The sequence below is a fragment of the Microcoleus sp. PH2017_24_DOB_U_A genome, assembly GCF_020738205.1.
GTDB lineage: Bacteria > Cyanobacteriota > Cyanobacteriia > Cyanobacteriales > Microcoleaceae > Microcoleus.
Map to the genome: position 1 here is coordinate 1 of NZ_JAEQCT010000175.1, position 7,072 is coordinate 7,072.

The 7,072-nt window shown below is 43.2% G+C and carries 15 protein-coding genes and 1 tRNA gene; 5 read left to right on the forward strand and 11 right to left on the reverse strand.

Annotation, left to right across the window (positions count from 1 at the left end; translation table 11 throughout):
* Nucleotides 1-150: 150 nt before the first annotated feature.
* Nucleotides 151-348, forward strand: a complete 198-nt coding sequence (locus JGK07_RS32080) for a hypothetical protein (protein WP_293184477.1) — start codon at nt 151-153, stop codon at nt 346-348.
* Nucleotides 349-351: 3 nt separating this feature from the next.
* Nucleotides 352-786, forward strand: coding sequence for a hypothetical protein (locus tag JGK07_RS32085; protein WP_293216691.1), 435 nt, complete (start codon nt 352-354; stop codon nt 784-786).
* Nucleotides 787-1,000: 214 nt separating this feature from the next.
* Here the strand turns inward: JGK07_RS32085 and JGK07_RS32090 are convergent, their stop codons facing one another.
* The 4 genes from JGK07_RS32090 to JGK07_RS32105 form a co-directional block, all read right to left on the reverse strand.
* Nucleotides 1,001-1,225, reverse strand: coding sequence for a type II toxin-antitoxin system HicB family antitoxin (locus JGK07_RS32090; RefSeq protein WP_293184481.1), 225 nt, complete (start codon nt 1,223-1,225; stop codon nt 1,001-1,003).
* The gene (locus JGK07_RS32095) at nt 1,222-1,437 is read right to left on the reverse strand and encodes a type II toxin-antitoxin system HicA family toxin (protein ID WP_293184483.1); all 216 of its coding nucleotides are present in this window, start codon (nt 1,435-1,437) and stop codon (nt 1,222-1,224) included. The genes JGK07_RS32090 and JGK07_RS32095 overlap by 4 nt, the downstream gene beginning before the upstream one ends.
* A gap of 26 nt (nt 1,438-1,463) precedes the next feature.
* Entirely contained in the window at nt 1,464-1,778 is a 315-nt protein-coding gene (locus tag JGK07_RS32100; protein WP_293184485.1) for a DUF433 domain-containing protein, read from the reverse strand.
* A 77-nt stretch (nt 1,779-1,855) separates the two neighbouring features.
* Nucleotides 1,856-2,491 carry a Uma2 family endonuclease gene (locus JGK07_RS32105; protein WP_293184487.1) on the reverse strand — a complete coding sequence of 212 codons (636 nt, stop codon included), beginning with the start codon at nt 2,489-2,491 and terminating at the stop codon, nt 1,856-1,858.
* A 311-nt stretch (nt 2,492-2,802) separates the two neighbouring features.
* On the opposite strand from JGK07_RS32105, the gene JGK07_RS32110 reads away from it, so the two are divergent.
* Complete coding sequence (locus JGK07_RS32110) at nt 2,803-3,300, forward strand: hypothetical protein (RefSeq protein ID WP_293184489.1); 498 nt, start codon at nt 2,803-2,805, stop codon at nt 3,298-3,300.
* 77 nt (nt 3,301-3,377) lie between these two features.
* Here the strand turns inward: JGK07_RS32110 and JGK07_RS32115 are convergent, their stop codons facing one another.
* From JGK07_RS32115 to JGK07_RS32145, 7 genes are all read right to left on the reverse strand, one after another.
* A complete protein-coding gene (locus tag JGK07_RS32115) occupies nt 3,378-4,022 on the reverse strand; it encodes a hypothetical protein (RefSeq protein ID WP_293184491.1) in 645 nt (214 codons plus the stop codon).
* Nucleotides 4,023-4,239: 217 nt separating this feature from the next.
* Complete coding sequence (locus JGK07_RS32120) at nt 4,240-4,476, reverse strand: DUF433 domain-containing protein (protein ID WP_293184493.1); 237 nt, start codon at nt 4,474-4,476, stop codon at nt 4,240-4,242.
* A gap of 234 nt (nt 4,477-4,710) precedes the next feature.
* A complete protein-coding gene (locus JGK07_RS32125; protein WP_293184495.1) occupies nt 4,711-4,929 on the reverse strand; it encodes a hypothetical protein in 219 nt (72 codons plus the stop codon).
* 41 nt (nt 4,930-4,970) lie between these two features.
* Nucleotides 4,971-5,201 (reverse strand): hypothetical protein, encoded by a 231-nt coding sequence (locus tag JGK07_RS32130; protein WP_293146439.1) that lies wholly within the window; start codon nt 5,199-5,201, stop codon nt 4,971-4,973.
* A 28-nt stretch (nt 5,202-5,229) separates the two neighbouring features.
* The gene (locus JGK07_RS32135) at nt 5,230-5,427 is read right to left on the reverse strand and encodes a DUF5615 family PIN-like protein (protein ID WP_293184498.1); all 198 of its coding nucleotides are present in this window, start codon (nt 5,425-5,427) and stop codon (nt 5,230-5,232) included.
* Nucleotides 5,427-5,672 (reverse strand): DUF433 domain-containing protein, encoded by a 246-nt coding sequence (locus tag JGK07_RS32140; RefSeq protein WP_293184500.1) that lies wholly within the window; start codon nt 5,670-5,672, stop codon nt 5,427-5,429. Before JGK07_RS32140 ends, JGK07_RS32135 begins: the two co-directional genes overlap by 1 nt.
* 204 nt (nt 5,673-5,876) lie before the next feature.
* Nucleotides 5,877-6,146, reverse strand: a complete 270-nt coding sequence (locus JGK07_RS32145) for a hypothetical protein (RefSeq protein WP_293184503.1) — start codon at nt 6,144-6,146, stop codon at nt 5,877-5,879.
* 236 nt (nt 6,147-6,382) lie between these two features.
* Between JGK07_RS32145 and JGK07_RS32150 the strand changes: the two genes are divergently transcribed.
* Together JGK07_RS32150 and JGK07_RS32155 are read left to right on the forward strand one after the other, a co-directional pair.
* Nucleotides 6,383-6,586 carry a hypothetical protein gene (locus tag JGK07_RS32150; RefSeq protein WP_293146445.1) on the forward strand — a complete coding sequence of 68 codons (204 nt, stop codon included), beginning with the start codon at nt 6,383-6,385 and terminating at the stop codon, nt 6,584-6,586.
* A 152-nt stretch (nt 6,587-6,738) separates the two neighbouring features.
* Nucleotides 6,739-6,811: transfer RNA gene (locus tag JGK07_RS32155), tRNA-Ala, on the forward strand.
* Nucleotides 6,812-7,072 lie beyond the last annotated feature (261 nt).

Consider the following 7,072-nt stretch of genomic DNA (forward strand, 5'->3'; position numbering starts at 1 on the left):
GGCGTAAGCCAAGAACATCGGGAGCCGGATGCGGTGAAAATCGCACGTCCGGTTCTAACTGAGAGGGGCGGGGAATAATATCCCCCCTCGACTCAACCATGACCTTGCCATTGACACCATTCAAATGAACATTATGGAGATACGATCGTTGTGACCAATTCTCAACCAGAGGAAGTCACCTCAAGCCACTCCGTCACCGAACGATGGCGGTGTTACGCAATGCAGGAAAAATACGGCTGGCGACTGCTACGAATCAAACCGACAAAAGACTCAACCCTCAAATACTCCTGCATATTTGAAGGTGAAACCAGTTTTCCTAACTACATGGATGAAGACGAGGAGGATTAACAAATGGGCAGAAAATACATTATTTTTCGTGCTGACTGGACAGAAGAAGAAGGTGCCGAGAACAGACTTTTAGCTCACACCGGAGGGCTAACCGACATTCTGGCAGAGTATTTTGATTCATCAAATTCACCGATTCCTGAACCTGGTTATCGGCCGCTAGAGTTCCAAACTCTGACAGAATCTAAAGACACCCAAATAGCTGGTGCTGATACTCATTACCGCGTAGGCGACTGGGAAGTAGTTAGAGTAGAAGAATACCTGAGAGCCATCCAGAACAATGAATTTGAGATGATCGTGGTTTGCTACTGCAAATACTCCCCTGTTCAGACACCATTGATACCGATGCCAAAAGCTACGGTTTCAGTTGACTCCTTCGGTTCGGAGGAAAAATATCGGCAGTATCTCGAACAAACAAAGCAAGCAACAGCACTTGTTTAAAAATAATCTCCACTAGGAAGGTATGGAAATTTTCATACCTTTTTTGATTATTTGCGGTTGGCTAAAACAAAAGTGGCGATCGATCTCCCAATTCGTGCCAATTTTGCCTAGAATAGATATAACCTATGAAATAACATCTGTCATGCAAAGTTACACGATCGCAGAAGTCTGTAATCCACAGGCGACAATCTTTATTAATGATGTTTAGAGATGCTTATGCGTGTTGTAAAAATTGACCGAATAATTGCGGCTGTGGCAAGGGTTTACCATCAGCTACGGTCGATTCAGTGAGAAGTTCCAAAACCTCGCGGGCATTTTTTAATGCGTCTTCGTAAGTATCCCCGTGGGTATGACAATAGTCTCCCCATTCGGGAAAACTAACGACATAGCAGTTATCCTCATCTGACCACTGAATAATAATGGTATAACGATTGTTCATTTGTTTTCCTCCTCAATTTCAGCTAATTGCTTGAGAGCGTTGTCAACATCTTTTTCCTGATAGAGTTTTGCATCACCGCCGTCTTTTCCCGAGAGAGTCAGCTTTCCTGGTAGTAGAGGATGTGACCATTTGGTGTGGCTCCCTTTAGCAGACTCACAAGTAAATCCTGCTTTCAATAATAGGCTTTTCAAATCCCTGATTTTTTTGGGCATCTCTTACTTAGCATTCCTCTCTATTTCTATTTTGCAGCCTTAGCTGCCATCAGTTTGTTGTACAAAACTAGATCGCTGCTTTGTAGAGGTTGAGGCATGGCATCAAATGCAGCTTCTTCGGCGGCTAGGTAAGCATCGATTGCAGCGCGGTTGGCTAGATAAAAGGCGATCGCCCCATAAACCTGTTCCAGCGTCAGCAGCGGGAAAGACTGAACAATACTTTCGGGGGATAGTCCTTGTTGGAAAGCATAGGCGATCGAGTCAAGAGAAATCCGAGTTCCTTCAACCCAATAGGCATCATTCCGATACTCTATGTAAGTTTTAACTGCTACAACGGGCATACATTTTGGGATTCTAACTACTTATTATTGTAGGCGGATGCGATCGAGTTTATCTGGAATTGAATTACGTTTATCGCCTATCGGTTAGCTAGTTGTTGCTTCAAATCGCGGATAGCAGCACTGGTGTTGCATTGATAAGCAATTTCTACACAACGGGCGATCGCACTTTGTAAATCTAATTCTGGAAAATAGAGGCTGTGAGTTTGAACTTGATAGTTTCCGCCTTGCAGCCCATAAATTAACAGTTGCTGCTTCTTGTACAGCCAGATTTCAGGAACCCGATAGGGAAGATAGTCTTGTACGTCGGAATAACTGGTGACATCAATTTCTATGGCTAAATCTGGCGGCGGATCGTTTTGCCAATCTATCCGCTTTTTTCCACAAACCGCTTGCCAATTGTTAATGTAAAAGCAATAATCTGGTTCAATTCCGCTTTCTTCTGGCACTGTCATGGTGATAGGAGTAAACGCATCGTATTCCCGCCCATCGCTATCTAGGATGGCTTTTACGATGTCAGCAATTAAGTTGGCATCTTTTCCGTGTACGGGTAAAGGTGACATCAGCAATACTTCTCCATTGCGATACTTCAGACGCGGAATAGAACCATCTCCTCGGCGATCGTACAAACTTTGATATTCTTGCCAAGTTGCGGGTAAGCGCACTACAGAACCCGCAGGCAATTGAATTTTTTCGGGTGATACGAGGGCAAACATGGTCTAATCTCCCTTTTGCAGCCATTGACTTTAATGATAACAAAACTGGTGCGGGCGATCTTAAGGCATTGAGCGCTGGATGTCGTCTGCGGGATCGAGGAATGGTGGGTGCGCTCCAACATGGTTGTTAGACCCCTCCTGAACGAGCTAATCTACTATCTTCCTGACCAATTTCACAAAAGACGGTTTTACAATAAGAATATTTAAGGTACTAATTTGGCTGTTCCGATATCATCTAGGAGTTTTATACAAATTATCCTGCTCTTGTTCTGAGAGAGGTGAATAAGTAGTCAGTAATTGAGGAACTTAGTATGTTTGAAACGTTAGAGCAGTTTTGTGAGCCATTTATCAACCAGATTAACCACCTGATGGGTAATCCAACCTTAGAAAACATAGAGAAAGTTCGTACAAAACTCAAGGCAACGGTGCTATTCGATGTTGCTAAACTTCGGAAGGGTTATGGTAAGTTGATCAAGGCTTACTACAAGAACCATAAACCTTTCAACTATCAAACGCAAAACGTTGAAGATAAAGTTCAGAAAGACCTGGAAGATTTTATGGAATTGGTAAGCTTTGCAACGGAAGCTGATGACACATCTATACTAGATGACTGGGCAATTGATTATCCTTGCAAAAATAAGCAAGTCCTAGCTCAGGATTTACCTGCATATGTAGATAAATTACAGAGTATAGTGACAGATTGGGACGCTTTTATGGCAAAACTTCAAGCAAAGGGTGAAGGGAAGTGGCCGGATGAAACAAAACCCTACTTGGCATACCTAGTGAACAAACTCTCTTCTAAAATTTAGAGATAAAAAAGTGGAAACCCAAGCGCCAAAGCTTTTTGGCGCTTGGTTTTTCACGGACTGATAAAAGAGGGTTATGGCTAAGTTGAGGATTTTTGGGATGATTCACTTAAAAGAATAGATGCTGCAACAGATTTTGACTTCCTCATACTTTCTGTTCCATCCATTAATCGAAGAAAATCATCATAGCTTTCTTCATTTTCTTTAATATATTCGCTCAGGGTGTCTACTGAATTCTTCACCTTTGTAATACTTGAAGTAAGTCCTGGGTGATCTCGAACCAATTCACCTATTTCGGTACTAATTTTTGCTAGCCGAGACTCTATTTCTACAAGAGATTGATGCTTGTCTTTAGTCGCATTAAGTAGACTGGATCTTAGTTCTTGCAATTCGGTTTTGGTGCTTTCAAGATCAAGCTCTTTTTGCGTATTCCTATTTCTTAATTTTATTTGACGTTGAGTAAGAGTATACATCACGAAAAGTAGGATCAAGATCCAAACTAGAAAGATAACGGATAAAAGAATTACCTGGTTTGGATCGGAAGATAGAGCATAAATCCCCACCGTAATTGGTAATAGAGCTCCAAGCAGAACAAATCCTACTATTCGCTGCCACTGAGGAAGATCCTTGATGGCACCCGCAAGACTAGCGAAGATGTTGGCAAAGGCATCGGAGAAATTTTTAGGAGAATCATTGGTTTGGGAGCTGGTAGAAATATCTGTCATACACTCACCCTATAATAATTTTTCTGTTCAGAAGCATCTTTTTTTTCTGATGGACTTCCTCGCACTCGTATTAGGATAGCATAATACAGTGATAATTATCAAATGACTTGGTACGTTTTTCACGAATTTTAGGATCGCGCCCCTTGATAACAAAGTATGAAGGTGGCAGTAATCCATACAGCAATAGCTGGTGATAGATGAGCATTCAACCAAATAGTCATGTGGCTAAAATGGGATGATCGAGTTTGCGGACTGCATAGAGAAGCGCAGCTTTGAGATCGTCAAGTTCCAAGTCTGGCAATTCTTCCAGAAACTCAAAAATTTGCTCACCCGCAGCTAGCAATTCTAGGATATCGATGACTCGAATCCGCATTCCCCGGATGCAGGGACGATCGCCACATTGTCTTGGATTCACCGTGATTCTGTCCAACAGATCGGGAACGGATGCTGGCATCGATCGAAATTGTTTGAAACCTTTGTCTCTAGCTTACCTCATTTATCGATCAACATTCACACCGCGATCGAATTATGCGATCGCCATCTACGGTAACGGGCGTTGACGAATTCGATCGCGATCCACCACCGTAAACCGTTCCTCAAATTGCAATCCTTCGAGCTGTAATAAATTTAACAATATTGATGCTGGTTCTTCCGGCGTGTGATGACGAACCTGTTCTACAGGTGGCGCTTACGAATAAAATGCTTCGTACTCATCATGATCTCCAATCCAGAACCAGGTAATCGTATCCCCTAACATTACTCCCACAGCCCGATGACTCTTCGTTACACGCACTGACCAAATATCTTCGTCACTGTCAATGCACTTAAAATGTAACGACGGATGAAACGGATTCTCTGCCCATAATCGATACGCTTTCCTGGCTCCGGTTCTGATCGCTGGACTCATGGCACGGTACTTTTCCCAAAATGAGGGCAATGTCGCGGACTTCATAGCTGCTCATAGTCCATCGGCGTAGACATTCCCGCTGCAATCTCGGCTTTGGCTTTCCGGGCTGCCGCGACTAGATTATTCTTCGTCCGCTTAAACGACTCATCCCATCGCTTTTCTTCTTCAATTTCTGACAGATATGCGCGAACATTCTCCACTACCTGCTTTTGAAGCTCGTCAGGTAGGGACTCAAGCATCTTAACGATCGTGGTAATTGCAGGAGAAGACATGGCATCTATTCAGTGCAGTGGATCTTCTCTATTCTACAACCTTCGCCACAAACAAGCCATAAAGTATTTCAATATAATCGCGATCGAACGTCAAAATCACCCGTTGCTGATCCGTCGCACGAGCCAAAACCTCGGAATCCTCGGTAATAGAAGCGACTTCCAGATCCGCTTGTCGCAGCAGTTGTACACTCTGAAGAGGAAAGTTTTCATTTGCCAGAAACCGCATTAACTTGCCTCAGCAAAGAGTAAAGGTGTGTAAAATACGTCTTCTTTGAGGCATTCCGCAGTGAAAGCAAATACTGCTTGGATAGATTCAGGATTAAGTGTTGGATAATTTTCTAGAATTTGTTGCGGCGTCCAACCTTCTGAAAACAACCCTAGAATAAACTCCACTGATATTCGTGTTCCCTTAATGACAGGCTTGCCAAGCAGAATTTTAGGATTTGAGTGAATGTGTGCTTTCCAGTTCATAGTCAGCTTGCCTCTACGGAGTCTGCATCTATTTTGAAACGTTTCTCTCTAGCTTACTTCATTTATCGTCTCAAACTCACGCCCCGATCGAATTGTGCGATCGGCACTTCCAGCTCAATACTCTCTAAAGTATTATTTGTAGGCTAGGCGCAGGCAGGAAGTGTCTCATAAACGAGTTCCATGAGTTGTTCTGAAGCAACGGTATCAGAGATTATGACGTGAGACTTCTGCTGTTTGAGCTAAAAATTCTTGATAAGCCGATTCATCTCCAAAAGAGTCGATCGACACCTGAGCGTTTGGCATCGGTATCAGCGGAGTTTCGACGGGGACATATTTGCAGTATCCAACTACAATCATCTCAAATTCGTTATTAGGTATTGCTGTCGGGTACTCTTCCACCCTCACCACTTCCCAGTCTCCTGTACGGTAGTGGGTGCTAGAAGCGGAACCGTCAGCGCTGTGAAACTCCAGCAATCTGTACCCTTAAAAATGCAATCCCGCTTGAGAAGCGAACTCAAGCCAACTACTGTAAAGCAGAGCTAGCTCTCATTTACTTTGCATATCGTAATTATCAAGAAAACCTATACTTTTTCTTGATGGCTTTGCGCTGCTCCCCATCCGTTTAACATCAATACTTAAATACATATGAGCTTATCTGCACTCCGCGAAAACTTTTGTTACAATATGTAAGCTGTTACAAATCGTAACTTATGCTGGTTTCTATTTTAATAATTGACGTTGCCCTCGTTGCCTGGTCATTGCATCTAATGCAAGAGGCGATCGCGCAACGAGAATTTTCACTAATCCTAGCCGGCACCCTAGTTGCGGTTTCAGCCGCAGCCCTGGTAGTCGTCTACTTCCTCATGGGGTCTTGTTTGAGCCATTTAACCGAAATATCCCAGCACACCTACTAAATCGTAGTAGCGATCGACAAATTGTCAAAAAGCGAGGAATTTTTTTGAAAAAAAAGCCAAAAGCCTTGCCTGTCCAAGGCTCCAAACTATTTTCTCAAAAAGGCTTGACAAATATCGGTCAGTTAAGGCATGATTGAGAGCGCGAAAAGAAAGGGGAATTAGCTCAGTTGGTAGAGCACTACAATGGCATTGTAGGGGTCAGCGGTTCGAGCCCGCTATTCTCCATAAGTGAAGATTAGAGGGCGGTTGAAACCGCGTCTACACAAACGAAGTCCGCCTCCGCGGACTGAAGAGAATAACATAATCTTCACAGCGTATTCTTCAACGCACTTGGAGTGGGTTTTGTCTGTATACACGCGGTTTCAACCGCGAGCGTATTCTTAAATTCGATCGGTATGCCTCTAATCATTAATTTATTGGACAAGACTGGACAATGCGTACATGGCGATCCATAATACTAATATGGCAAAGTACGTGAAACCAAAT